This window comes from Rahnella victoriana, assembly GCF_004330295.1.
Taxonomy (GTDB): domain Bacteria; phylum Pseudomonadota; class Gammaproteobacteria; order Enterobacterales; family Enterobacteriaceae; genus Rahnella; species Rahnella victoriana.
This window is the reverse complement of sequence record NZ_SJOJ01000011.1, coordinates 1-25515: the sequence shown is the minus strand read 5'-3', so window position 1 is coordinate 25515 and position 25515 is coordinate 1. Positions and strand designations below refer to the sequence as shown.

Annotated in this window: 22 protein-coding genes; 10 read left to right on the top strand and 12 right to left on the bottom strand. The window is 56.0% G+C overall.

The genetic code is table 11. The features are described 5' to 3' along the window. The first annotated feature begins 35 nt into the window (after positions 1 to 35). The gene (gene htpG / locus EYY67_RS10910; RefSeq protein WP_165497961.1) at positions 36 to 1901 is read left to right on the top strand and encodes a molecular chaperone HtpG; all 1866 of its coding nucleotides are present in this window, start codon (positions 36 to 38) and stop codon (positions 1899 to 1901) included. Between the two features lie 61 nt (positions 1902 to 1962). On the opposite strand, the gene EYY67_RS10905 is transcribed toward htpG, so the two are convergent. Then, positions 1963 to 2838 carry a LysR substrate-binding domain-containing protein gene (locus tag EYY67_RS10905; RefSeq protein ID WP_131693496.1) on the bottom strand — a complete coding sequence of 292 codons (876 nt, stop codon included), beginning with the start codon at positions 2836 to 2838 and terminating at the stop codon, positions 1963 to 1965. Between the two features lie 106 nt (positions 2839 to 2944). On the opposite strand from EYY67_RS10905, the gene EYY67_RS10900 reads away from it, so the two are divergent. The 4 genes from EYY67_RS10900 (at position 2945) to EYY67_RS10885 (ending at position 7142) form a co-directional block, all read left to right on the top strand. Then, positions 2945 to 3829 (top strand): DMT family transporter, encoded by an 885-nt coding sequence (locus EYY67_RS10900; RefSeq protein WP_131693495.1) that lies wholly within the window; start codon positions 2945 to 2947, stop codon positions 3827 to 3829. Between the two features lie 103 nt (positions 3830 to 3932). Then, on the top strand, positions 3933 to 4577 hold the full coding sequence (gene adk / locus EYY67_RS10895; RefSeq protein ID WP_095924991.1) for an adenylate kinase: 645 nt from the start codon (positions 3933 to 3935) through the stop codon (positions 4575 to 4577). A 244-nt stretch (positions 4578 to 4821) separates the two neighbouring features. Further along, positions 4822 to 5784 carry a ferrochelatase gene (gene hemH, locus EYY67_RS10890; RefSeq protein WP_119826755.1) on the top strand — a complete coding sequence of 321 codons (963 nt, stop codon included), beginning with the start codon at positions 4822 to 4824 and terminating at the stop codon, positions 5782 to 5784. Between the two features lie 38 nt (positions 5785 to 5822). Beyond that, positions 5823 to 7142, top strand: a complete 1320-nt coding sequence (locus tag EYY67_RS10885) for an inosine/guanosine kinase (RefSeq protein WP_095924993.1) — start codon at positions 5823 to 5825, stop codon at positions 7140 to 7142. Between the two features lie 55 nt (positions 7143 to 7197). Here the strand turns inward: EYY67_RS10885 and EYY67_RS10880 are convergent, their stop codons facing one another. The 6 genes from EYY67_RS10880 to copA all read right to left on the bottom strand — a co-directional run bounded on the left by EYY67_RS10880 (position 7198) and on the right by copA (position 15898). Then, the gene (locus EYY67_RS10880) at positions 7198 to 8442 is read right to left on the bottom strand and encodes a GGDEF domain-containing protein (protein ID WP_095924994.1); all 1245 of its coding nucleotides are present in this window, start codon (positions 8440 to 8442) and stop codon (positions 7198 to 7200) included. A 144-nt stretch (positions 8443 to 8586) separates the two neighbouring features. Then, complete coding sequence (ybaL, locus tag EYY67_RS10875; RefSeq protein WP_119826749.1) at positions 8587 to 10278, bottom strand: YbaL family putative K(+) efflux transporter; 1692 nt, start codon at positions 10276 to 10278, stop codon at positions 8587 to 8589. Between the two features lie 231 nt (positions 10279 to 10509). After that, entirely contained in the window at positions 10510 to 11727 is a 1218-nt protein-coding gene (locus EYY67_RS10870) for an MFS transporter (RefSeq protein ID WP_095924996.1), read from the bottom strand. Positions 11728 to 11770: 43 nt separating this feature from the next. Further along, a complete protein-coding gene (ybaK, locus tag EYY67_RS10865; RefSeq protein ID WP_119826744.1) occupies positions 11771 to 12250 on the bottom strand; it encodes a Cys-tRNA(Pro)/Cys-tRNA(Cys) deacylase YbaK in 480 nt (159 codons plus the stop codon). A 254-nt stretch (positions 12251 to 12504) separates the two neighbouring features. Then, positions 12505 to 13305 carry a TraB/GumN family protein gene (locus EYY67_RS10860; RefSeq protein WP_119826742.1) on the bottom strand — a complete coding sequence of 267 codons (801 nt, stop codon included), beginning with the start codon at positions 13303 to 13305 and terminating at the stop codon, positions 12505 to 12507. 49 nt (positions 13306 to 13354) lie between these two features. Then, entirely contained in the window at positions 13355 to 15898 is a 2544-nt protein-coding gene (copA, locus tag EYY67_RS10855; protein ID WP_131693494.1) for a copper-exporting P-type ATPase CopA, read from the bottom strand. 184 nt (positions 15899 to 16082) lie between these two features. Here copA and EYY67_RS10850 point away from each other — a divergent pair, with 184 nt between their 5' ends. From EYY67_RS10850 to cueR, 3 genes are all read left to right on the top strand, one after another. Then, entirely contained in the window at positions 16083 to 17015 is a 933-nt protein-coding gene (locus tag EYY67_RS10850; RefSeq protein ID WP_131693493.1) for an extracellular solute-binding protein, read from the top strand. Continuing rightward, positions 16987 to 17772, top strand: a complete 786-nt coding sequence (locus EYY67_RS10845) for a molybdate ABC transporter permease subunit (protein ID WP_195816796.1) — start codon at positions 16987 to 16989, stop codon at positions 17770 to 17772. Before EYY67_RS10850 ends, EYY67_RS10845 begins: the two co-directional genes overlap by 29 nt. A gap of 62 nt (positions 17773 to 17834) precedes the next feature. Further along, positions 17835 to 18236, top strand: a complete 402-nt coding sequence (cueR, locus tag EYY67_RS10840) for a Cu(I)-responsive transcriptional regulator (protein ID WP_095925002.1) — start codon at positions 17835 to 17837, stop codon at positions 18234 to 18236. Positions 18237 to 18245: 9 nt separating this feature from the next. On the opposite strand, the gene EYY67_RS10835 is transcribed toward cueR, so the two are convergent. The 5 genes from EYY67_RS10835 to tesA form a co-directional block, all read right to left on the bottom strand. Next, positions 18246 to 18701, bottom strand: coding sequence for an NfeD family protein (locus EYY67_RS10835; RefSeq protein ID WP_119826735.1), 456 nt, complete (start codon positions 18699 to 18701; stop codon positions 18246 to 18248). Then, positions 18701 to 19621, bottom strand: coding sequence for an SPFH domain-containing protein (locus EYY67_RS10830; protein WP_095925004.1), 921 nt, complete (start codon positions 19619 to 19621; stop codon positions 18701 to 18703). Before EYY67_RS10830 ends, EYY67_RS10835 begins: the two co-directional genes overlap by 1 nt. A 236-nt stretch (positions 19622 to 19857) precedes the next feature. Next, complete coding sequence (locus tag EYY67_RS10825; RefSeq protein ID WP_131693492.1) at positions 19858 to 20715, bottom strand: co-chaperone YbbN; 858 nt, start codon at positions 20713 to 20715, stop codon at positions 19858 to 19860. Positions 20716 to 20923: 208 nt separating this feature from the next. Further along, on the bottom strand, positions 20924 to 21700 hold the full coding sequence (locus tag EYY67_RS10820; protein WP_095925006.1) for an SDR family oxidoreductase: 777 nt from the start codon (positions 21698 to 21700) through the stop codon (positions 20924 to 20926). Positions 21701 to 21816: 116 nt separating this feature from the next. Beyond that, complete coding sequence (tesA, locus tag EYY67_RS10815) at positions 21817 to 22452, bottom strand: multifunctional acyl-CoA thioesterase I/protease I/lysophospholipase L1 (protein ID WP_123902755.1); 636 nt, start codon at positions 22450 to 22452, stop codon at positions 21817 to 21819. Here tesA and ybbA point away from each other — a divergent pair. Continuing rightward, complete coding sequence (gene ybbA / locus EYY67_RS10810; RefSeq protein WP_095925008.1) at positions 22423 to 23109, top strand: putative ABC transporter ATP-binding protein YbbA; 687 nt, start codon at positions 22423 to 22425, stop codon at positions 23107 to 23109. The two genes, tesA and ybbA, sit on opposite strands and share 30 nt — an antisense overlap. Beyond that, positions 23106 to 25515: putative ABC transporter permease subunit YbbP (ybbP, locus tag EYY67_RS10805; protein ID WP_131693491.1), on the top strand; the 2410-nt coding region annotated here is incomplete at its 3' end. The genes ybbA and ybbP, both read left to right, overlap by 4 nt.

Here is a 25515-nt window from a genome sequence, read left to right as displayed (position 1 = left end):
AATAACAGTATCTGGATTGAGGTAATTTGATGAGTATGAAAGGACAAGAGACACGCGGATTCCAGTCTGAAGTAAAACAACTTCTTCATCTGATGATCCACTCCCTGTATTCAAACAAAGAAATTTTCCTGCGCGAGCTGATCTCCAACGCCTCAGATGCGGCGGATAAACTGCGTTTCCGCGCCCTGTCAGCCCCTGAACTCTATGAAGGTGACGGCGAACTGCATGTGCGTCTGGCGTTTGACAAAGAAAAACGCACCCTGACGCTGAGCGATAACGGCATCGGCATGAGCCGTGACGAAGTTATCGATAACCTCGGGACAATCGCCAAATCCGGCACCAAAGCCTTCCTGCAATCCGTCGGTTCCGAGCAGGCGAAAGACAGCCAGCTGATCGGTCAGTTCGGTGTCGGTTTCTATTCTGCCTTTATCGTGGCGGATAAAGTGACCGTGCGCACCCGTGCAGCCGGTGCCAGCGCCGAAGAAGGCGTATTCTGGGAATCGGCCGGTGAAGGCGAGTACACCCTGGCAGATATCGAGAAAGCCGATCGCGGAACGGAAATCACCCTGCATCTGCGCGAAGATCAGGACGAATTCCTGGATGACTGGCGCGTGCGTTCCATCATCAGCAAGTACTCTGACCATATTGCATTGCCGGTTGAAGTGGAAACCCGCAACGAAGAAGACGGTACCGTCACCTGGGAACAGATCAACAAGGCGCAGGCTTTGTGGACCCGGGGTAAAGCGGAAGTCACCGACGAAGAATACAAAGAATTCTACAAACACATTTCCCATGATTTCAGCGATCCGCTGAGCTGGAGCCACAACCGCGTTGAAGGTAAGCAGGAATACACCAGCCTGCTGTATATCCCTTCACAGGCACCGTGGGATATGTGGAACCGTGATCACAAGCATGGCCTGAAACTCTATGTTCAGCGCGTGTTCATCATGGACGAAGCCGAGCAGTTCATGCCGAACTACCTGCGTTTCGTGCGGGGTCTGATAGATTCCAACGATCTGCCGCTGAACGTGTCCCGTGAAATTCTGCAGGACAGCCGTATTACCCAGAACCTGCGCAGTGCGCTGACCAAACGTGTTCTGCAAATGCTGGAAAAACTGGCGAAAGACGACAACGAAAAATACCTGCAATTCTGGAAACAGTTTGGTCTGGTATTGAAAGAAGGCCCGGCAGAAGACGGCGCGAACAAAGAAACGATCGCCAAACTGCTGCGTTTCGCCAGCACCCGCAACGACAGCAGCGAGCAGACATTGTCGCTGGAAGAGTATGTGGCGTCGATGGTCGAAGGCCAGGATAAAATTTACTACATCACAGCCGACAGCTATGCCGCCGCGAAGAGCAGCCCGCATCTGGAACTGTTCCGCAAAAAAGGCATTGAAGTTCTGCTGCTGTCTGACCGCATCGACGAATGGATGATGAGCTATCTGACTGAGTTTGATGGCAAAGTATTCCAGTCCGTCAGCAAGGCCGATGACACACTGGACAAACTGGCTGACGAAAGCGAAGAGCAGAAAGAAGCCGAAAAAGCGCTGGAACCGTTCGTTGAGCGCGTGAAAACGCTGCTGGGTGACCGTGTGAAAGAAGTGCGTCTGACGCACCGTCTGACTGATACGCCGGCCATCGTTACTACCGGCGCCGACGAAATGACCACGCAGATGGCAAAACTCTTTGCCGCTGCCGGTCAGGACGCGCCGGAAGTGAAATACATCTTTGAGCTGAACCCGGAACACGCGCTGGTGAAACGTGCTTCTGATGTGGCTGACGAAGATCAGTTCAGCGAATGGATCGAGCTGTTGCTGGATCAGGCGCTGTTCGCCGAACGCGGCACGCTGGAAGATCCAAACCTGTTTATCCGCCGTATGAACACGCTGTTGCAGGCGTAATCGTCTGATGTACTAGTCATCTGATGTAACAGAAAGGGTGTCGTTTACGCGACACCCTTTTTTATTGCTCCGTTTCTGCCTCTTCCTGTATCCAGTCCCTGAAAACGCGGATCTCCGGCTCGTCACTGCGCAAATGACTCACCAGCATGGCGGTGGCTCGGTCAGCTTTGCAAAAGCCCGCAGGTGCCAGCAGCGAGCCTTCCGCGAGCTCTTTCTTGACCAGCATTTTGGGCGTCATGCTGAACCCTAACCCCGTTTTTGCCGCCTGAATCGCCAGCATCAGATTATCGAAGTGCTTGCCTGCGCTGAAATCCCCGCGCGCACCCGTGACGTTCGCCCATTCCTGCCAGGCATTTATTTTCGTCCGGGCGTGCAGTAAAGGCAGCGACGTGAAATCCGGCGGTGAGGACAGTGTCCCGCATACGCCCGGCGCGCAGACCGGACCGATAAAATCAGAACCGATTAACGTGGCTTCAAACTCTTCATGCGTGACGTGATGATCGCTTTTAATCAGCACGTCGGCGCGCTGGTTCGTCAGCAAACTGATGTCGGTTTGTGTCTGAAACGACAAGGTGATCTGCGGGTGTTGCAGCGAAAACCGGCTGATACGGGGTAACAGCCATTGCGCCAGAAAGCTGGCTGAACAGGCAATCGTCAGGTGATGTTCACGGCGGTGACGCATCTGATGACAGGTTTTTTCAATCTCACTGAACACCTGATCGCAGCAGGCTTTCAGCCGGACGCCGTCGGCGGTGAGATAAACACGCCCGGCTGTGCGATTAAATAACACAGTACCCAGCCAGCCTTCCAGATTCTTTATCTGATGGCTGACCGCGCTGTGCGTCACGTTCAGGGAATCTGCCGCTGAACTGAAGCTCTCGAAATGCGCCGCCTGTTTGAAATAGTGCAGGGCGCGCAGGGAAGGAAGGTCATTCATGCGTGTACCTTGTTAGTTTTTTTCATCCTCTGTGTCTGTTTATATCATTTTTTTTACCGCCGGAAGCCCTTTAGTCTTGCCGCAAAGTGAATGACAGGAGTGAAACATGCGTCAAACTGCGCCGGTGAACGGCAATCTGATCGGCATTCTCGGCGGGGTGATCCTCAGTACCGATTCCGTTTTTATCCGCCTGATGGCGATCGAAGATTCATGGCTGATTGTGGTGCTGCGCGGGGTATTTATGTGGGCACTGGTGGCGCTGGTCTGGTTGTTCTGGCCTGCATCGCGTTCCACATTGGGCGTGCCGTGGATCACCCGTAAAAATGCGCTATCAACGTTGTTTTTCTGTATCGCCTCCGCCTGTTTCGTCAATGCGCTCAATCGCGGCAGTATCGCCACGGTGCTGGTGATCATCTCTTCCACGCCTTTTGTCTCGGCCATTATCTCGCGCTGCTTTTTCGGTATCCGTATGGATAAAACGCTGATGCTGGCCGCGCTGGCCGGTATGGCGGGCGTTGCCGTGGTGATGAGCGGACACCCTGCCGGACGCGATCCTCTGGCGAATTATTTCGCGCTGGCCACCGCCATCTCAATGGCACTGGCGTTTATCTTCGCCTCGAAGGTCGAAACCGGCACCGTCGGGCTGCCTTCGCTCGGCGGTATTCTGGCGTCATGTTGTGCGGTGATGTTTTCAGGAGGTCATGTTTTACAGGGTTTGCCCGCGTTAGCCGGGGAACAATGGCGATGGGTGGCGCTTGAAGGGGCGGTTATCATGCCGCTGGCGATGGGGCTGATTGCGCTGTCAACCCGCTTTGTTTCTCCGGTTAATGCCGGGCTTTTTTTACTGCTGGAAACCGCGCTGGCACCGTTATGGATCGCCTTGTTTTTACACGAAAATCCTGCCCCACAGGCCCTGGTTGGCGGGGCGATAATTGTGCTGGCGGTGGTCTCCCAGACCTGGTGGATAAAGCGCCAACCCGGACAGGCTTAACCCCAATTTCAGCAGGGGGAGTTCCTTGAGCAAAATGGCTCAGAATGGTATGGTTGACCGTTTTTCGAGATTCATAAAAATTACATGCAAGGGGATTTACGCAATGCGTATCATTCTGCTGGGCGCTCCGGGCGCAGGTAAGGGTACTCAGGCTCAATTCATCATGGAGAAATTTGGCATTCCGCAAATTTCTACCGGTGATATGTTGCGCGCCGCTGTGAAGGCCGGAAGTGAGCTCGGCAAGAAAGCAAAAGAGATTATGGATGCCGGTAAACTGGTGACCGATGAACTGGTTATCGCACTGGTGAAAGAACGTATTCAGCAGGAAGATTGCCGCAACGGTTTCCTGTTAGACGGTTTCCCTCGCACCATTCCGCAGGCTGATGCCATGAAAGACGCGGGCATTAAAGTGGATTACGTGCTGGAATTCGACGTGCCTGACGAACTGATCGTCGATCGCATCGTTGGCCGTCGCGTACACCCAGGCTCTGGCCGCGTGTACCACATCCAGTACAATCCGCCAAAAGTGGAAGGTAAAGACGATGTCACCGGCGAAGACCTGATCACCCGTAAAGATGATCAGGAAGAAACCGTGCGTAAACGTCTGGTGGAATACCATGAGCTGACTGAGCCGCTGGTGTCCTACTACAGCAAAGAAGCCGAAGCGGGCAACACTCAATACGTCAAAATTGACGGCACACAGCAGGTTTCCGCTGTGCGTGACGAACTGGCTGCAATCCTGAGCTGATCGTCTGTTCTGCGCGCTATCACGGGGTGACTTCAGTCGCCCCGTTTGTTTTTCTGCGCCAACGCATCTGTAGCTTGAAGTATGAAGGGGATTAATAACTGTTCGCATTGATAGCTTATGCCGTTGTTCCCATCGCCTTTGTTTTCGTTACAATGGCCTGCGCCTCTTTGCTGCATCACGAATAAACGGGGGCGCCCATCATTTTTCGCACTGACTTCGGTGCCTTCAATTTAGGAAATTCAGCATGACGCAGACCAAATTCGGTGTTCTCCTGGTCAACCTCGGGACACCGGACGCTCCGACCCCGCAGGCCGTTAAAAAATATCTGGCTGAATTTTTGAGTGATATCCGCGTGGTTGATACGCCCCGTCTGCTGTGGTGGCCGATCCTGAATTTTGTGATCCTGCCGCTGCGTTCTCCGCGCGTCTCGAAACTGTATAAAGCGGTATGGATGGACGAAGGTTCGCCGCTGATGGTGTACAGCCGCCGTCAGCAAAAAGCGCTGGCAGAACGCCTGCCGGGAACGCCGGTGGAACTGGCGATGAGCTACGGTAAACCGGGCATGAAAGACCCCATTGAAAAACTGCTGGCGCAGGGCGTCACCAAAATGGTGGTGCTGCCGCTGTATCCGCAATATTCCTGCTCGACCAGTGCGGCGGTGTTTGACGGTGTGGCGCGGGTGCTTAAATCCCAGCGTCGCCTGCCTTCACTGAGTTTTATCCGCGATTACGCCACCCATCCGGCGTACATTTCCGCGCTGAAAGCCAGCATCCTGCGCTCGTTCGAACAGCACGGCGAACCGGATCGTCTGGTGCTCTCTTTCCACGGCATTCCGAAGCGTTTTGTCGCTGAAGGCGATGACTACGAACAGCGTTGCCGCGATACCGTGCAGGCGCTGACCGACGCGCTGCAACTGCCTTCAGGCAAAATTATGCTGACCTTCCAGTCACGCTTTGGCCGCGAGCCATGGCTGACGCCGTACACCGATGAAACGCTGAAAGGTCTTCCGGCTCAGGGAGTTAAGCATATTCAGATCCTGTGTCCGGGCTTTGCGGCAGACTGTCTGGAGACGCTGGAAGAGATCAAAGGCGAGAACCGGGAAATTTTTATTCATGCAGGCGGCGAGCGCTTCGAATATATTGACGCCTTAAACGACCAGCCGGAGCATATCGATTTGTTGCAACAGCTGGTCACTCAGCACTTCTGAATGAAGCCTGAGCCTGTTGAATTTCCCGAGAAAACTGAATGAAATTTCCTGGTAAACGTAAGTCCAAACACTATTTTCCGGTCAGCGCACGTGACCCTTTATTGCGTGATTCTATGTTGCAGGCGATGCAGCCGGAATCGGAAGCAGGGGCGTCTTATATCGTTGGCATCGATCAGACCATGGTCGATATCGAAGCGCGTGTGGATGAAAATTTTGTGTCCCGTTACGGGCTGACACCCGGCGAATCCAACATTCTTGATGATGAGATGTCGGAAGCGCTGTATCAGGAACTGATGAGCCACGCGCTGATCAGCCATCAGTTTGCCGGTGGCACCGTCGGCAATACGCTGCACAACTATTCCGTGCTGGCCGACGACCGTTCGGTGCTGCTGGGCGTGATGTGTAACAACGTGAAAATCGGTGATTACGCGTACCGCTATTTGTGCAACACCTCCAGCCGCGTGGATCTCAACTTCCTGCAAGGCGTGGACGGCGCCATCGGGCGTTGCTTCACGCTGATCAGTGACACCGGCGAGCGTACGTTTGCCATCAGTCCGGGCAAGATGAATGAGTTACAGGCGCACAGCGTGCCGGAAGATGTGATAGCCGGCGCCTCTGCGCTGCTGCTGACTTCGTATCTGTTGCGCAGCAAGCCGGGCGAACCGATGCCGGAAGCCACCATGCAGGCGATTGAATACGCGAAAAAGTATCATGTACCGGTGGTCTTAACGCTGGGCACGCAATATGTTATCGCGGAAGATCCGCAGGCATGGCGTGATTTCATCCGTGAAAACGTGTCGATTCTGGCGATGAACGAAGATGAAGGTTTTGCGCTGACGGGCCTGAAAGATCCGCTGATGGCGGCAGATAAGGCGCTGGACTGGGTCGATCTGGTGCTGTGTACCGCCGGGCCGAACGGTCTGTTTATGGCGAGTTATACCGAAGACGAATTCAAACGCACCACCCAGCATCCGCTGCTGCCGGGGGCGATTGCCGAATTCAATCAGTACGAATTCAGCCGCGCAATGCGCCGTGACTGTTGCCAGCAACCGCTGAAGATTTATTCCCACATCGCGCCCTACATGGGCGGGCCGGAAAAAATCATGAACACCAACGGAGCGGGTGATGGCGCACTGTCTGCGCTGCTGCATGATATCGCCGCCAACGGTTTCCACCGCACCTCAGTGCCCAACTCCAGCAAACATGCCCGCGAGTATCTGACCTATTCCTCACTGGCGCAGGTGTGTAAATACGCCAACCGCGTGAGTTATCAGGTGCTGAACCAGCATTCACCGCGTCTGACGCGTGGTCTGCCGGAACGCGAAGACAGTCTGGAAGAAAGTTACTGGGAACGATAAACTCACCGGGAACGAAAAGTGAAAAGGGCGGGAAATTGAATCCCCGCCCTTTTTTTCAGCCCGCCTGTACCTGATTCCTGCCCGACGTTTTTGCGCGGTATAGCGCGTCATCCACCCGTTTAAACAGGCTGGTAAAATCTTCACCGGTTTCGTATTGCACCACTCCGACGCTGACCGTGACCGACGGCAGATCAGGGCGGGCAAACCGTTCTACGGCCGTACGCAGTGTTTCCGCGACATGCAGCGCGCCTTCCAGACCGGTCAGCGGCAGCAAAATCAAAAACTCTTCGCCACCCCAGCGGAATACGGTATCGCTCTCGCGGATGCCGGTTTCCAGCGTTCGCGCCAGCATCACCAGCGCGTCATCACCTTTGTTGTGTCCGTGCTGATCGTTAATCGCCTTGAAATGATCGGCATCCACCAGCATCAGGCTGAAATTGTGCGTGCGTTGCGGGTTTTGCGTCCGCGCATTTTCCACCAGTTGCATGAACTGGCGGCGGTTTCCCAGTCCCGTCAGCGGGTCGCGCAGGGCGGCATGTTCCAGTTCCTGCTCGAGGCGTTTCTGTTCGGTAATGTCGTGAATAATACATAGCATCAGCCGGACGCCTTCCAGATCCACCGGTCCGGCGTACGTCTGCACGTGGCGCAAGTTGCCGTCTGCCAGTTTATGCACAAAGGTCAGTGGTTTGTGACCGCCGGGCAGACGGGCGATTTCGTGCATCACCGGCAACACATCCTCACCCATCGCGTTGATTTCCCATGTGTGTTTCATGCAGATGTCATCACGCGAGTAGCCATAAAACCGGGTTGCGGCCAGATTGGCATCCACAATTTGTCCGTTATTGGCCGGGTCGATCAGCAACATCGGCGCGCTGTTGGTCTGGAAAAAACGTTCATAGAAACTACTTTCGTCGCGGCGATAGGGTCTGGCGTTATCCGGGAAAGGGCCGGGGACGGGCACATTTGCCGCCGAGGTATGTGCGCCCTCAAAGACAATCGCCGGTTCCTGAATGCCAAACTGCGCCAGTGAAAGACGGCAACTGAGCGGAAAAGCGCGGCCTTCCTTGTGAATGGTCCAGATCTCAATGATCTGATCCCCTTTCTTCAGGTTCGGCAGGTAAGAGTCGAGGGATTGCTGGGAATGCACAGAGAACTGACCATTGCGCAACGGGCCTAACAGGCTGTTACCGGCGAGCACTCTGGCGGCCGTATTGGCAAAAAGAATATGCTGGTTATGCGTTGAGACAACCCAGACCGGCGTGCTCAATATGTTTAACGTTTCCAGTTGGGATAGCAACATCGCAGTACCGATCAATATTTGGCATGAGCACAGAATACCGCGAATTGATCTGATTTGGTTTTTTAATGTTGCGCAAATTTTAACGGAGGGGAGAGGGCGGGAAACGGACGCAGCAAACACACTGCGCCCGGAGTTCAGCAGGCGTCAGATCGGACAGAATGGCCGTTTTTCGTCTTCGGTCATGACATCGATCTGCAACATATCCAGCATGCTGTTGGCGATTTCCCGCTCGCCCATCACCACGCGATCCGCGCCGCGTTCCATGATGTAGGTGACTTCATCGTCATAATGCGCACGGGCAATAATTTCGATATTAGGCCGCCTGGTGCGGGCGGAGGCGACGATTTCTCCCGCTTCATACCCGTTGGGAATGGTCACCAGCAGCCAGCGGGCGCAGTCGAGCCGCGCCAGATCCATCACTTCCTGATTGGCGGCATTGCCCAGCACCGTGCTGATGCCCTGATCGCGCAGCGCCTCGACACGCGGTCTTGAGTTTTCAATCACCACCAGCGGGATACCGGCGGCCTGTAGTTTTTCACCGAGCAGACTGCCCACGCGACCATAACCGACCAGCAGCGCGTGATTGCACAAATCGAACGGGATTTGCTTCTCGTCTTCAACGGCTTCTTCAACACTCTGGTCTTCGATGGTTTCCGTTTTCGTCAGATACTTTTCCAGCAACGTGAACAGCAGCGGGTTAAACATGATCGACAGGATCGCGCCCGCCAGCACCAGATTGCGGCCATGTTCAGACAGCAGCCCCAGTGAAATCCCAAGGCCTGCCAGAATAAAGGCGAATTCACCGATCTGCGCCAGACTGACGGAAATCGTCAGCGCGGTGCGTTTGGAATGCCCGAACATCTTCACCAGTAAGAAGGCGGCAATCGATTTACCGAACACGATAATCGCCAGCGTCGCAATCACGGTCAGCGGCTCGCGCACCAGAATCATCGGGTCGAATAACATACCGACCGAGACGAAGAACAGCACCGCAAACGCATCGCGCAACGGTAACGTGTCATGGGCGGCACGCTGGCTGAGTTCGGACTCGTTCAGCACCATACCGGCGAAGAACGCGCCGAGTGCGAACGACACGTCAAAGAACTCGACGGCGCCGTAGGCGATGCCCAGTGCCAGCGCCAGAACTGACAGCGTAAACAGTTCGCGTGAACCGGTGCTGGCGGTTTTGGCCAGGATCCACGGTACCACGCGGCGGCCGACGACCATCATCAGTACCATAAACGCGATCACTTTACCGATAGTCACCGCCAGTCCGGTGAGCAGTTCAACCGGGCTGGAGTGATGGCTTTCCAGCATGCCGCTGAACGCAGGCAGCAGAACCAGCGTCAGCACCATCACCAGATCTTCCACAATCAGCCAGCCGATGGCGATTTGCCCGCGCTGGCTTTCAATCAGTTGCCGTTCTTCCAGCGCACGCAGCAGCACCACGGTACTGGCGGTGGACAGGCACAACCCGAACACCAGTCCGGTGGCCAGATCCCAGCCCATCAGGCTCGATAACCCCATCCCAAGCAGCGTCGCTACCGCGATTTGCGCTACAGCGCCGGGAATGGCTATCGACTTTACGGCCAGGAGATCTTTCAGCGAAAAATGCAGTCCGACGCCAAACATCAGCAGGATGACGCCGATTTCTGCCAGTTCAGGGGCCAGCGACGTGTCTGCAACAAAGCCCGGTGTAAACGGACCGGCCAGCACGCCAGCGGCGAGATAGCCCACCAGAGGGGAAATTCGCAGGCGGTTGGCGAGCATTCCTAACAGGAACGCTAAGACCAGACCGCCGACGATGGTAGTGATGAGAGGCGTAGAATGATGCATTCAGACTCCTTCTGGTTATGCACAAAGCAAATGTGTTGCAGATTGTTTCTAAGTTTATGGCAAAAATCGTTATCGCGTTGGGGAATTTTGGCCTTTTTTGTACGAAATCGCCCGCAGGCCGTAAAAAAAATCCCAACGGACGATTTAAATGGGTTTTATCTGGCAGATATCAAGAGCATAAGGGGTTTGACGCTGCCGTTAAAAGAATATCGGCAGCGTCAGGCAGGAAGTTTAGCGGTGTTTACGTTCAATATTCGGCAGGAATGCGGTCAGGATGCCTAACAACGGCAGGAAGGCACAAATCTGATACACCAGCTCGATGCTGGTTTTATCCGCCACGTAGCCCAGCACCGCCGCGCCCAGCCCGCCCATACCAAAGGCCAGACCAAAGAACAGGCCGGAAACCATGCCGACTTTCCCCGGCATCAGCTCCTGCGCAAACACCAGAATGGCCGAAAATGCCGAGGCCAGGATCACGCCGATAATCACGCTCAGTACGCTGGTCCACATCAGATTGGCGTGAGGCAAAAGCAGCGTAAATGGCGCAACGCCGAGAATTGACACCCATATGACGTATTTGCGCCCAATCTTATCGCCTACCGGCCCGCCGATAATCGTCCCTGCCGCCACGGCGAACAGGAAAACGAACAGATGGATTTGCGCGCTCTGCACCGATACACCAAATTTATGGATCAGGTAGAAGGTGTAATAACTGCTCAGGCTGGTCAGGTAGAAATACTTCGAGAAAATCAGGATCAGCAAGATACCCATCGACATCGCCACCGTTTTGCGTGGCAGCAGCGTCACCTGAGTGTTCACCGGTCCGCGCTTTTTGGCGAGCTGGTTTTGCTGGCGATACCACTTACTGATTTGCAGTAACACCACGATACCGAGCAGCGCCGCGAGTGAGAACCACGCGACATTGCCTTTGCCATAAGGCGCAATGATCAGCGCCGCCAGCAGCGGACCCAGCGAGGAACCGAAGTTGCCGCCCACCTGGAACAGTGACTGCGCCAGCCCGTGACGTCCGCCGGAAGCCATGCGTGCCACGCGCGACGATTCAGGATGGAACACCGAGGAACCGGTGCCGACCAGCGCCGCCGCCAGCAGCACCACCGGGAAACTCTGCGCCACCGCCAGCAGCAACAGCCCGGAAAGCGTGAAGCCCATACCGATCGGCAAAGAATACGGCTGCGGATGTTTATCGGTGTAAGAGCCGATCAGCGGCTGCAACAGCGAAGCGGTGATCTGGTAGGTCAGGGTGATCAGCCCGATTTGCGTGAAGCTCAGCGAAAATTCGTTTTGCAGCAAAGGATAAATCGCCAGGATCAGCGACTGGATCATGTCATTAAGCAGGTGGGAAACGCTGATCGCCGCCAGAATAGAAAACGCAGTCTTTTTGACTGCGTCTTTCTGCGGGCTTTCAGACGTTGACGTGGTGTCTGTCATAGCGGGTAGACCTTATTATTTTAGGGTACAGATATGATGGCTATCAGCCGATTTTTGCGATCTCAGCAAACCGGCCTTTCAGTAAGCGACAAAGATCGCCTGCGGACAGTTCAATATCAAGACCGCGTTTACCCCCGGAAACATAAATGGTGTCGAATGTTTGCGCCGGGCTGTCGATCACCGTTGGCAGCAGCTTTTTCTGCCCGAGCGGGCTGATGCCGCCGACCAGATAGCCGGTCACCCGCTGCGCAATCACCGGATCCGCCATATCGGCTTTTTTCGCCCCCAGGGCTTTCGCGACTTTTTTGAGATCCAGCTGCGAGGCGACCGGCGTCACCGCCACGGCCAGATTTTTGGCATCGCCGTTCAGCGACACCAGCAATGTTTTATAAACCTGACGCGCATCCAGACCGAGTTTTTTTACGGCTTCATCGCCAAAATGAGTTTCATCGCTGCTGTGTTCGTACGGGTGAAGGGTAAAGCGGACCTTATTCTTTTCCAGGAGTAATACGGCAGGGGTCATAGCCTGTCTCCTCAGTGTTATTTTAGGTTTTTGTTCGAAATTTCATCAGTCGTTCAATCTGATGAAATTAAACAATAAAGTGCGATTATTAAGCGAGGGAGAAATAGTAGAGCAATGAATGGTTATTGCCAAGACCCAACACAGATTGCTACCCTGTGCCCGCCGGTGCTGCGTCCGTAAGGGCTGGCACTGAAGCTATAACTAATAAAATGAAATTCCTCTTTGACTGGCCGGCCTTAAAACCGGCCATTTTTTTATCCTTTCAGCAAATCAGGCAGATTCCCTTCGCCATACAAATGCAGCGCGCCGACGGCGACCACATAGTCTCCCGGCGGGAGATCCAGCAGCAGTTGCTTCCAGCGCAGGTTCCGCTGATTCATCAGAATGTCGTACAGATCGCTGCTGAAAGTATTCGGCAGTGGTTCGGCCGACACCCCCGGTTTGGTATCCAGCCACCAGCTGATCATGGTTTGCAGCAGGCGGGCGTTGGTGTGCCAGTGCGTCAGGGTGTCTTCCAGCAACGTCAGGCCATCGTCCGGCAGTTGCTGCAACAGGGCAAACTGTTCCTGCGGGCCTTCCAGTTCAATGATTTTTGTGTCCTGATTTTTGGCAGTCTGCAAAAGCTGATAGTCGATGCCGTAATTGCCACGCAACCCGAGGCGCTGCGCCTGTGTGGCCTGGAGCATCAGCGCGATCTGCCATGACGGCAGCGGATTGAGCGTCCACATGGAGACGCCCAGTTCTTCGCATAAACGTTCGACGTGCAGATACTGGGATTCAGGCAGGCGTTCGGCCAGCGGCGGAAATTCGCCGGTCATGCTGAAAGGGGATTCCGTACCGCTGATATCGGCTTCGACAATCAGGGCATCGGCTTTTTGCAGACGGCGTAACAGTGGCGCAGGCAGCGGTTGCATATCCTGCGTGCCCATATGAATGCTGCCCACCAGATGCAGGGAACGGTTGCCGGGAAGCTGAATATCAATGGCGGGATAGGCATACTCGACAGGGAACAGCCTGCGGAAACCGCGTAATACCCGGTTGAAAAACTGCGCCATAGTGCATGGTCTCCCGAAAAATGAGAGACCATGCTAACGCGTCAGCGTTTTAGCGAACAGGGGAAACGTCTTGTTTTTTCGGCGTAAAGTGCAACAGACGATTTGCATTGGCGACGACGGTAATCGAAGACAGCGCCATCGCTGCACCCGCCACCACCGGGCTGAGCAGTGTGCCGGTCAGCGGATAAAGCACACCCGCCGCGACCGGGATACCAATCACGTTATAAATAAACGCCCCCAGCAGGTTCTGTTTCATATTGCGCAGCGTGGCCTGTGACATCGCCAGCGCATCCGCCACACCGTGCAGGCTCGGGCGCATCAGCGTTATTGCCGCCGTTTCGATCGCCACATCACTGCCGCCGCCCATCGCAATGCCGACATCCGCCTGCGCCAGCGCCGGGGCATCATTGATGCCGTCGCCGATCATCGCCACCTGCTGACCTTTTGCCTGCAAGCGTTTAATGGCATCGGCTTTGCCCTCCGGACGCACGCCGGCAATCACCTGATCGATCCCTGCCTGCGCGGCAATCGCCTGTGCTGTGCGCGGATTATCCCCGGTCAGCATCACCAGCTGATAACCCAGTTGGTGCAGGCGTTGCAGGGCGCTTTTGCTGTCTTCGCGTAACGGATCGCGCAGGGCAAACAGCGCCGCCAGCTGACCGTCAGCCGCCAGTAAAACCGGCGTCGCGCCTTCACCTGCCAGGCTTTCCAGCAGGGCATCCGCCTCGCCGGTATCGATGCGGTTTTCATGCATCAGCGCCAGATTACCCAGCAACAGCGCGATGCCTTCCGCCTCGCCGCGCAAACCCAGCCCGCCGAGGGTGCGGAAATTCAGTACGTCAGGGATATCCTGCCCTTCGGCTTTTTCCACAATCGCCTGCGCCAGCGGATGATGCGACCCTTTTTCCAGTGCGGCCGCATAGCGCAGCGCCTGCTGTTCAGGGATGCCGCCAAAGGTGTGGATATCCGTCACTTTCGGCTGGCCTTCGGTCAGCGTCCCGGTTTTATCGAACACCAGCGTGGAAAGCGTGCTGGCTTTTTGCAGTGCATCGGCATCACGCACCAGTACACCGAATTCTGCCGCACGGCCTACGCCTGCGGTAATCGACATCGGCGTCGCCAGCCCCAACGCACAAGGACAGGCGATAATCAGCACGGTGGTGACGATCACCAGCGTATACATCAGTTGCGGCTGCGGGCCGAAGAAGTACCAGATTGCGCCGCTGAACAGGGCGATCAGCACCACGGCGGGCACGAAGACAGAAGAGATTTTATCCGCCAGTTTGCCGATTTCCGGTTTACTGCCCTGAGCTTCCCGCACCAGTTTGATAATGCGGGAAAGCGTGGTCTGGCTGCCGATAGCGTCGGCACGGAACAGCACGCTGCCGTCTTTCACCAGCGTCCCGGCATGGACTTTTTCACCCTGCGATTTCTGCTGAGGGATCGGTTCGCCGGTCAGCATGGCTTCATCCATCCAGGCTTCGCCGCTTTGAATTTCACCGTCAACCGGCACGCGGTCACCGGTGGTCAGACGCAGCGTCATGCCTTGCTGAAGGTCCGCCAGTGGCAGGTTTTTTTCACCTTCACCGGTGACGACGCGCGCGGTGGGCGGCGTCAGATCCAGCAGGCGTTCAAGCGCCTGAGAGGAACGCTGGCGTCCGCGTTGTTCCAGCGCGTGACCGAGGTTAATCAGGCCGATAATCATCACGCTGGCTTCGTAATAAAGATGGCGTGCCTGCATCGGGAACGCGTCCGGCCACAGGCTGACCGCGAACGAGAATACCCACGCCGCGCCGGTACCGAGTGACACCAGCGTGTCCATGTTGGCGCTGCCGTGCATCAGGTTTTTCCACGCGCTGCGGTAGAAATGTCCGCCCGCGACAACCATGATCAGCAACGTCAGCAACCCGACAATCAGCCAGCCGGTCTGGTTACTGGCGGTGACCATCATTTCGCCGCCGAGCAGTCCCCATAACATCATCGGGATACCGGCTGCGAGACCCACCGCCGCCTGCCAGCTGAAACGGATCATGCTTTTACGCGAGGTTTGCTGCTGGCGCTCGCGGCGTTTGGTTTCGTCGATAATAATTTCAGCGCCGTAACCGGCACGTTCAACGGCGGCAATCAGCGCGTTCTGGTCAGCATCGCCGCTGACCAGCGCACTGCGTTCCGCCAGATTGACCCGCGCCCGCGCGACGCCTTCCACGCCTTCCAGCGCCCGTTGCACCTTACTGACACAACTGGCGCAGCTCATGCCGCTGAGTAACAGCTGCACGCTGTCACCGGCGGTTTGCGGGGCGGGAGTTTCAGCCGGAACAGGTGACGCGGCCGCTGACAGGGGTTCCGGCAAAACACTCGCCTTATCGGTCAGCGGCTCAGATTTTGGGGATGTGTCTCCCGCGACCTGCGCGTCGTAACCGGCGTTGACCACGGCGTCGATCAGGCTCTGGCTGCTGGCCTCGCCTTTAACGATGGCTTTATCCAGAGACACTTCCACCGCGGTGGTGCCTTCGACCGCTTCCAGTGCTTTACGTGTTGAAGCGACACAGTGCCCGCAGGACAAGCCTTGCAGGGATAATACGGTAGTCGTCATGATGAATTTCCTCAGGGTTAACTTCACTCAGGACAGAGGATAAACCTTCCAGCAAGGGGAAGGTCAAGCCCCGGTCTCTTCTGCCTGCAAATCTTTTCCATTTACACTTTATTTAGAAAGTTGGCTTGAAATTGCCTTATCGTTATACCCACAACTATATAGCGGTAAATCAGGGATAACATGTATGGGCAAGATTCAGAAAACCGGACTGACGGCGGCATTATTGCTGGCGGGTCTGGCAGCATCACAGGGTTCTCAGGCGGCTGACGATTTTCGTGTGACTTACGCCGGTTCGATGGGCGTGGTGATGGATAAATATCTGGGGCCGGATTTCGCGCAGCAAAAACACGTGAATTATCAGGGACAGGGGCAGGGCGCTTACGGCATGGCAAATCTGCTGGCGTCGAAAAAAGTGGTGGCGGATGTGTTCGTGTCGATCACGCCGGGGCCGGTTGAAATCCTGCAAAAAGCCGGACTGGCCGGGCAGGCGATCCCGGTCGCCAGCACCAGCATGGTGATTGCCTACAATCCGAAAGGCAAATACGCTGAAAAATTTGCCGCGATTAAAGACGGTAAGGTGGGCGCTGAGCCGTGGTGGAAAGTGCTGCAAACGCCGGGGCTGCAATTTGGCCGTACCGATCCGGTCAGCGATCCGCAGGGTCAGAACATCATTTTCACCATGATGCTGGCTGAAAATTACTACAAACAACCGGGGCTGGAAAAAGCGGTGCTGGGCGACATACAAAACCCTAAACAGATTTCCGGCGAAGGCGGTTTGCTGACCCGTCTGGAAGCCGGTCAGGTTGATGCCGCGTCGGGTTACGAAAGCGCCACCATTTCCGCCCATCTGCCGTACATCAAACTGCCGGATGAAATTAACCTGAGCAATCCGCAGATGAGCAAAGACTGGTACAGCAAAGTCACGTTCAATGTGAAAGATGCCACCGGCAAAGAGAAAACGCTGAGCACTCAGCCGCTGGTGTTTTACGCGGTGGTGCTGAACAACGCGCCGCATCCGGAACTGGCGAAAGCATTTATCAGCTACATGCAAAGTGCCAAAGGTCAGCAACTGTTTGAACAAAATGGTTATGACAAACCGAAAGGCGGAAACCTTTAAGTTGCGTGCGTCAGGCATGGCGGTTCCCGCACTGGCACTGTTAATGGTGCCGTTTGTCACGCTGCTGTTCCTGACGCCGTGGTCAGATTTTCATCTGGCTTACGGCGACAGCCATGCGGTCGCGGTATCGCTCGGGCTGAGTCTGGTATCGGTGGGCCTGATTATTTTACTCGGTCTGCCGGTGGCTTTCTGGCTGGCGAAAACCGCGTCACGCTGGCGCAATGTGGTGGAAGTGCTGGTGCTGATCCCGTTGCTGACGCCGCCGCTGGCGATGGGCATTTTACTGGTGTCAGTGTACGGGCCGTACGGTTCGGTCGGCGAAATCCTGTCTGCTACAGGCATGACGCTCAACAACAATGCGCCCGCGTTCGTGCTGGCGCAGATTTATGGCGCACTGCCGTATTTCATTATTTCCGCCAGAGGTGCGCTGGAAGCGGTGCCGAAAGACGTTGAAGAAGCAGGGAAAACCCTCGGCGCTTCGCCGTTTCAGGTGTTTATCCGGCTGACACTTCCGCTGGCGTCACGCGGCATTGCCGCTGGCGTGGCGATCGCCTGGGTGCGCGCCATCGGTGAATTCGGCATTGTGATGGTATTCTGCTATTTCCCGCAGGGCATACCGGTAAAAATGTTTATCAATCTGCAAAATGACGGCGTGACCTCGGTGTATTCGCTGTTGTGGATCCTGCTGATCGTGACCCTGCCGTTGCCGATGTGGCTGCTTCTGCGTACCAAAAAACAAACCGTCCATTACAGCTGATCGCTTCTGATGGCGTATGATGTCCGTATCATGCGCAACAATCAGCTTGTCGTGGAGGCGAAATGAACATCAGTGATGTGGCGAAAAAAACCGGGCTGACCAGTAAAGCCATCCGTTTTTATGAAGAGAAAGGGCTGGTCACCGCACCGGCTCGCAGCGAAAACGGCTACCGCAGTTATGCACAAAAACATATCGAAGAACTGACCTTACTGCGTCAGGCACGACAGGTCGGTTTCACGCTGGAAGAGTGTCAGGAGCTGGTGGCGTTGTTCCACAATCCTGACCGGCACAGTGCGGATGTTAAAGCGCGGACGTTAGAAAAGGCCGCCGAAATTGCGCGGCACATTGAAGAGCTTAAAGCCATGCGTGAGCGCTTACTGACGCTGGCGGAATCCTGCCCCGGTGACGATGGCGCGGATTGCCCGATCATCGACAATCTCAGTGGCTGTTGTCACAAACACTGAGAGGGGGGTTTAGCGAACCTCAGGTTCCACGCGCAGCGTGGCGCCTTCCACGCCGGTGATAATCACTTTGTCACCGACATTGAGCGGCGAGGTGCAGATTGCGCGCCAGCTGCTGTCACCGATTTGTACCCGTGTAAACTGATTGGTTACCGGTTCCAGCACGGTGGCGTAAGTACCCACTAACTGCTGGCCGCGCTGGTTCAGGGCTGAATTACCGGCCGGTTTGTCGGCGCGCAGATTCAGCCATTTCCACCACAGCCACGCCGCCAGAATGGTTAGCAGCGCGAACGCCGTGCCCTGCCATTCCCACGGCAACGGCAGGATCCAGGTGACAGCGCCCACTAAGGCCGCTGCCACGCCGCTCCACAGCAAGTAACCACTCGCACCGACCAGCTCAGCCGCCAGCAACAGGCCGCCCAGAGACAGCCAGAATACGTGCGGATTTGCCATGAAATCATGCAGCATTATTTGCCGCCTTTGGTTTCTTTCAGCAGCTCAGCAATTCCGCCGATAGACCCCATCAGGCTGGTGGCATCCAGCGGCATCATGATGATTTTGCTGTTATTCGCAGAACCAATTTTGGTCAGCGCATCGGTGTATTTTTGTGCCACGAAGTAGTTAATCGCCTGAACGCTGCCCGCTTCAATGGCTTCAGATACCATTTTGGTTGCCTGCGCTTCCGCTTCCGCCGCACGTTCACGCGCTTCTGCCTGCAGGAAGGCAGACTGACGTTCACCTTCCGCTTTCAGGATTTGTGACTGTTTTTCACCTTCAGCACGCAAAATAGCGGACTGACGCACGCCTTCGGCTTCCAGAATATCGGCACGTTTTGTGCGTTCGGCTTTCATCTGCGCATTCATCGCGGAAATCAGTTCAGCCGGTGGGCGCACATCGCGGATCTCGATACGGGTGATTTTCACGCCCCACGGATTGGTGGCTTCATCGACGATATGCAGCAAACGTGCGTTGATGTTGTCGCGTTGTGACAGCATCTCGTCCAGTTCCATCGAGCCAAGCACGGTACGGAAGTTGGTCATGGTCAGGTTAACGATCGCCTGTTCCAGATTGCTGACTTCATACGCGGCACGCGCCGGGTCAATCACCTGAATAAAGCACACGGCGTCGATGGCAACGTTAGCGTTATCGCGAGAAATCACTTCCTGAGAAGGAATGTCCAGCACCTGTTCCATCATATTGATTTTGCGGCCGATGCGGTCAACAAACGGCACGACCAGATTCAGCCCCGGCATCAGGGTTTTGGTATAACGGCCAAAGCGTTCAACGGTCCACTGATAGCCCTGTGGCACGATCTTGATCCCGGCGTACACCACCAGTAGCGCCAGCACGATCAGAATGAGGATAGGAATGGGAATGAGGTCAAACATAGTATGAAACTCCTGTAAAACTGTGTCCTGATTATTCCTGAGGGAATAATCGAATAAAAACATGTCCCTGGCGCACTCACCGACCGGTCAGGCGCGTGCTCAATTGTCGCACAAATCGTTAAGTCATCGTATTAATAAAGGATAGTTCAGGGGATAAAAGACGGGGAAAAAGCCAAAAAAAACGCACGTCCGGTTAAGTGACGTGCGTAGCCTGATTCAGCGGTAGATCTGATGAATTAATACAGCAGAGAATATAACTGACGGCGATATTTGGCAGCCAGCGCATCGCCGGTGCCCAGTGCCGCCATGATATCCATCAGCGTTTTACGCGCCGCGCCATTTGCCGCACCCAGATCTTTTTTCAGCGGTGCCATCAGCAGTTCCAGCGCTTCTTCGTTACGCCCGACCTGATGCAGTTGCAGGCTGAGTTTCACCACCAGCTCGGCGTTTTCAGGATCCTGCTGGAGTTCCTGTTGCAGCAGCTGAATTTCCGGCGTGTCAGCGGCCTGTTTCAGCAACTCGATCTGCGCGATCAATCCCTGATAACGGGAGTCTTTATCCTGTAACGGGATGGTCGCCAGTACGGCTTCAGCGTCGTCGGAGCGGTTGAGGTGAATTTGCGTTTCCGCCAGCAGCAGGCCGATATCACTGCGGTAATTGCTCAGCTGCCAGGCATCTTTCAGCAACGGCAGGGCTTCCGCCACGTTGCCCGCCTGCAACAATTCCTGCGCCTGAGCCAGTTTCAGCTCTTCTTCTTTCGGCAACACTTTTTGCAGCAGTTCACGGATGACTTCTTCCGGCTGCGGCCCCTGGAAACCATCGACAGGCTGACCGTCTTTAAACAGGTACACCGCCGGGATTGAACGCAGACCAAACTGCTGAGCAATCATCTGCTCGGTATCGCAGTCCACTTTCGCCAGGACCAGCTGACCGGCGTATTCCGCAGCCAGTTTGTCGAGGATCGGCCCCAGTTGCAGACAATGCTGGCTGCGCTCAGACCAGAAATAGAACATCACCGGCACGGACATGGATTGTTCCAGCGTCTGGTGCAGGTTGGTTTCGTTGATATCGATTACTGTAGGTTGTGCAAGCATGAATTCTGTCTCTCCGCTACCCGTCATACTTCGAGCTGCTGATGCGTTGGCTGCACTCATTCAGCCCGGTCACTTAGTTATCTAAGCTCCCGGGTCTTCGTGAGCTTGCCGCCTTCCCGCAACTCGAATTATTTAGGGTATAGAAAATTAAAGTATTTAAGAACAAATGGGGGCGACTCGGGCCGCTTCAACCCCTTATCGCTTTTACTTAGCTGTTTCCGCGTAATAATTTGTCCAGTACGCGCGCGGGTAAAAGGCGTTTCAGCACGGTCAGGGCATGGGCGACCAGCGTGACCGGATAACGCAGGCGCGCGCGCGGGTTTTCTAAAGCATGGTGCAGTTTTGGCAAAACTGCCTCCGGCGTCAGCGTAAAACGACGGGCAATGCCCGGATTTTCGACCGGCTGATCGGCCTGTGACTGATTCACATTGGCGGTGAAATTGCTGGTCAGCGGGCCGGGTTCTATCAGGCTGACCTGAATGCCGGTGCCGTGCAGCTCCATGCGCAGGGTGTCCGACCAGGCTTCCAGCGCAAATTTACTGGCGGCATAGACGCCCCGGCGCGGCGTGGTAATCAGCCCCATCACCGAGCTGGTCTGGATAATACGGCCTTCGCCGTGCGGCAACATGGCGGGCAGTAACAATTGTGTCAGCTGATGTGTGCCGAAAAGATTGGTGGAAAATTGCTTTTCGAACTGCCCGCGGCTGATGGTGCTGAGCGGCCCGTAAACACCAAAACCGGCGTTGTTAAACAGGCCGTACAGGCGGTTGCCGGTCAGTGCAATCACCTCATCGGCTGCCTGTTCAACGCTCTTCGGATCGTCCAGATCAAGCTGAACAGTTTCAAAACCCATCTGTTGCAGCGTGTCGATATCCTGTGGTTTACGGCACGCCGCCAGTACCCGATAACCGCGTGTGCGCAAATCCTGGGCGGCAACCAGCCCGATACCACTGGAGCAACCGGTAATTAATACTGCTTTTTGCATAACTTTACCTGTGAGGTGTCCCTATTTTTTATGACTGTGATTTACTAGGGAGTCGGGTGAAAAAGGTAACGTCTTGGTTTTACTCACGTCCCGTTATTATTTTTATATGCCGTATGTTAACCCTGATGCGTCAGCAGCGGTGTGAGTTTTTCTGACATCCAGTCGGCGATAAACGGTTGTGCCGCCAGTGCCGGATGTAAACCGTCGTCCTGCATCCATTCGGGTTTGACGGCGACCTGCTCCATAAAGAACGGCACCAGCGGGATATTTTCCTGCTTCGCCAGCGCCGGATAAAGGGCGTAGAAGGCGTCACCGTAGCGGCGGCCATAGTTAGGCGGCAGGCGGATTTGCATCAGCAGCGGCTGCGCACCGGCTTGTTTGACCTGTGCGATCACTTTCGTCAGGGTTTGGGAAAGGGCTTGTGGCGGAAAACCCCGCAGGCCATCGTTGGCCCCCAGTTCAATCAGTACCCAGCGCGGATGATGCTGTTGCAGCAAGGACGGCAGACGCGCCAGCCCCTGTTCAGCGGTATCGCCGCTGATGCTGGCGTTAATAATGACGGGTTTCCCGCCTTCTTTTTGCCATTTGTTATTCAGTAATGTCGGCCAGGATTCGGCGACCGGCAGACGATAGACAGCACTCAAACTGTCGCCAATAATCAGTAAGTTATCAGCAGCCACGGCGCGAAAACTCAATAATCCTAACAACATAAGGAAGGGGAGATGCCAGCGGAAAATGTTCTTGAAGTTCATCATCTAAGTAAGCACGTCGGTCAGGGTGAAAGTCAGCTCACCATCCTGTCCGGTGTGGAGCTGGTTGTCAAACCTGCCCAGACAATTGCCCTGATTGGCGAATCCGGTTCCGGCAAATCCACTTTGCTGGGCATTCTTGCCGGGCTGGATGACGGCACCGACGGTGACGTGAAGTTGCTGGGAAAATCCCTCAGTGAACTCAACGAGGAAGGGCGTGCGGCGTTGCGGGCAAAAAATGTCGGCTTCGTGTTCCAGTCTTTCATGCTGGTGCCGACGCTTAACGCGCTGGAAAACGTCCAGCTTCCCGCGCTGTTACGTGGCGAAAGCGACAGCAGCAGCCGTCAGCAGGCGGTGCAGCTGCTGGAAAGTCTCGGGCTGGGCGGCCGTCTGCATCATCTTCCGGCACAGCTTTCTGGCGGCGAACAGCAGCGTGTGGCGCTGGCGCGGGCGTTCATCGGCAAACCGAAATTACTGTTTGCCGATGAACCGACCGGCAATCTGGATCGCGCGACCGGCGAACGAATTGTCGATCTGCTGTTTTCACTGAACCGCGATGCAGCGACGACGCTGATTCTGGTCACGCATGATGAACAGCTGGCGGCGCGCTGTCAGCGGCGGTTGCGTCTGCGCGACGGGAAATTGTGGGAGGAAGCATGATCTGGCGCTGGTTCTGGCGGGAATGGCGCTCGCCTTCGCTGCTGATCGTCTGGCTGGCGCTGACACTGGCGGTGGCCTGTGTGCTGGCGCTCGGCAGTATCAGCGACCGCATGGACAAAGGGCTGAGTCAGCAAAGCCGCGAGTTTATAGCCGGGGATCGTGTGCTGCGGTCAGCGCATCCGATTACCGAAGCCTGGTTGCAGGATGCGCAGGCGCAGGGGCTGAACGTCAGCCGTCAGCTGTCGTTTATGACCATGACCTTTGCGGGCGAAACCCCGCAACTGGCGGCGGTGAAAGCCACCGATCTGGCGTATCCGCTGTATGGCACATTGCAAACCGAACCGGCGGGGCTGAAACCTGAGCCGGGCACCGTGCTGGTTGCTCCGCGTCTGCTGGCGCTGCTGAACGTGAAAGTTGGCGACAATCTGGATGTTGGCGATACCACGCTGAAAATTGCCGGTGTGGTGGTACAGGAACCGGATTCGGGCTTTAACCCGTTCCAGACTGCGCCACGCGTGATCATGAATCTGGACGATGTGGCGAAAACCGGCGCGGTACAGCCGGGCAGCCGTCTGACGTATCGCTATATGTTTGCCGGTTCGCCGCAGGCCATTCAGACCTATGGCGATGCGATCAAAGGGCTGCTCAAGCCGGATCAACGCTGGACCGGCATGGAAGATTCCGACGGCGCGCTGGGCAAATCATTACAGCGTTCACAGCAATTCCTCACATTGTCGGCGCTGCTGACTCTGATGTTGTCGATTGCGGCGATCGCGGTGTCGATGGGGCATTACTGCCGCAGCCGTTACGATCTGGTTGCCGTACTGAAAACGCTGGGTGCCGGGAAAAAGGCGCTGCAAAAACTGATTATCGGACAGTGGCTGGCGGTGCTGGTGCTGGCAGGATTGTGCGGCAGCGTGGTCGGGCTGGTATTCGAAGCCATCCTGATGAAGGTGCTGGCGCCGGTTCTGCCCGCGGCGTTGCCGCCTGCCGGTGGCTGGCCGTGGGTGTGGTCGATGGGCGCGATGGTGGTGATTTCTCTGCTGATCGGCATCCGTCCGTATCGTCAGTTGCTGGCAACCCAGCCGCTGCGGGTGCTGCGTCAGGATGTGGTGGCGAACGTCTGGCCGCTGCGTTATTTCCTGCCGGTGATGGTTGTGGTGGTGGTCGGTTTGCTGGCGGCGCTGATGGGCGGCAGTTCGTTGCTCTGGTCGCTGCTGGCGGGCGTGCTGGTGCTGTCACTGTTGCTCGGCGTGATTGGCTGGGGCGCGCTGCTGCTGTTACGCAAGCTGACGTTCCGTCAGTTGCCGCTGCGTCTGGCGGTAAACCGCCTGCTGCGCCAGCCGTGGGTGACGCTCAGCCAGCTGGCGGCATTCTCGATGTCGTTTATGTTGCTGGCATTGCTGCTGGTGATGCGCGGGGATTTACTGGATCGCTGGGAACAACAACTGCCGCCGGACAGCCCGAATTACTTCCTGCTCAATATCACCAAAGAGCAAATTCCGCAGGTGACGGATTTCCTGCATCAGCATAACGCCGCGCCGGAAACCTTCTATCCGATTGTGCGGGTTCGTCTGACCAAAATTAACGACCAGATTGCCACCGACATCATTAAGCCGGATGACGCAGGCGGCGAAGCGGTGAACCGTGAGCTGAATCTGACCTGGATGGCAGGGCTGCCGGATCATAATCCGCTGGTCGCCGGTAACGGGCCGCCAAAAGCCGATGAAGTGTCGGTTGATGAAGGGCTGGCGGGACGTCTGGGACTGAAACTCGGGGATACGGTGACCTTCAGCGGCGATACGCAGGAGTTCAGCGCCAGAATTACCAGCCTGCGAAAAGTGGACTGGGACAGCCTGAAGCCGAATTTCTACTTCATCTTCCCGCCGGGGGCGCTGGATGCACAGCCGCAAAGCTGGCTGACCAGTTTCCGCTATCACGGTGATGACCGCACGATCACGCAGCTTAACCGCCAGTTCCCGACGCTGAGTCTGCTGGATATCGGTTCGATCCTGCGTCAGGTCGGACAGGTGTTGCAGCAGGTGAGCCGGGCGCTGGAAGTGATGGTGATCCTGGTGATGCTGTGCGGCGGATTGCTGCTGCTGGCGCAGATTCAGGTCGGTATGCGTCAGCGACGTCAGGAACTGATTGTGTACCGCACGCTGGGTGCCAGCAAAAAAATGCTGCACCGCACACTGTGGTGTGAGTTTGCCGTGCTCGGGCTGGTGGCGGGTATTGCGGCGGCGATCGGCGCGGAAGCCGCATTATGGCTGCTGCAACGCAAAGTGTTCGATTTCCCGTGGGAACCCAATTATCTGATGTGGATTGCGGTGCCGGTGATTGTGATCGTGATGGCCGTCGTGACCATTGCGGTGCAACTGTTTATGTCGCTGACCAAGCATGGCC